The following is a 733-nucleotide window of genomic DNA, read 5'->3' as shown; positions in this document are numbered from 1 at the left end:
CAAGGCACCCAAGAGCACTACTACACCACCAAACTGGAAGACGCGATCATCGTCGCCATCAACAACAAAATGCACAACTGCCAGGATCCAGGCAACGCGCACTTCACCCACCTGGAAGAAGTGCAGTTCACCTACCGCAAAATCACCTGGACCCACGAAGTATCCGGTACTTCGGGTTCCGATGACTGGCGTGCTCCAGTCGTTTAATTACGGCTGACCGTTACACGCATCGGCCAGCTCTGCTGGTCGATGTTGTTTACGCCCCTCCAGAATTTCGCGTACGTTGAGCCGCTTTTTCGCGGCCGTCGACGAGCGCCGCTGTACAGCACGAGGAACAAGGGATGTTCGCGCCGGCCAATGAAACCCACTTTGCCCTGACCATCGAAGGGCTTTCTGCCGACTTTCAGGTGTTTACCCTGCAAGGCCGGGAAGCCATCAGCCAGCCTTTTGTGTTTGAGGTGGAGCTGGTCAGTGAGCAGCCGTCGCTGGACCTCGAAACCCTGCTGCACAAACCGGCCTTTCTGCAACTGTCACCCGACGGCAGCGGCATTCATGGCCAGATCTACCGCGCCGCGCAAGGCGATTCGGGCAAGCGCCTGACCCGTTATTCGGTGACGCTGCGCCCGCAACTGTCCTACCTCGCGCACCGCATCAATCAACGCATCTTCCAGAACCTCACGGTGCCGAAAATCATCGGCATGGTGCTGGAAGAGCACGGCATTCAAAGCAACGC

Annotated in this window: 2 protein-coding genes; both read left to right on the top strand. The window is 57.8% G+C overall.

Translation table 11 applies throughout. The annotated features are described in order from the left end of the window. A partial coding sequence (gene tssD, locus HU755_RS26925; protein WP_186638290.1) for a type VI secretion system tube protein TssD occupies positions 1 to 207 on the top strand: 207 nt, incomplete at its 5' end. Positions 208 to 341: 134 nt separating this feature from the next. After that, on the top strand, positions 342 to 733 hold a 392-nt coding region (locus HU755_RS26920), incomplete at its 3' end, for a contractile injection system protein, VgrG/Pvc8 family (protein WP_272978328.1).

The sequence above is a fragment of the Pseudomonas sp. SWRI111 genome (assembly GCF_014268555.1).
Lineage (GTDB): Bacteria > Pseudomonadota > Gammaproteobacteria > Pseudomonadales > Pseudomonadaceae > Aquipseudomonas > Aquipseudomonas hamedanensis.
This window is presented reverse-complemented; position numbering and strand designations above follow the sequence as displayed.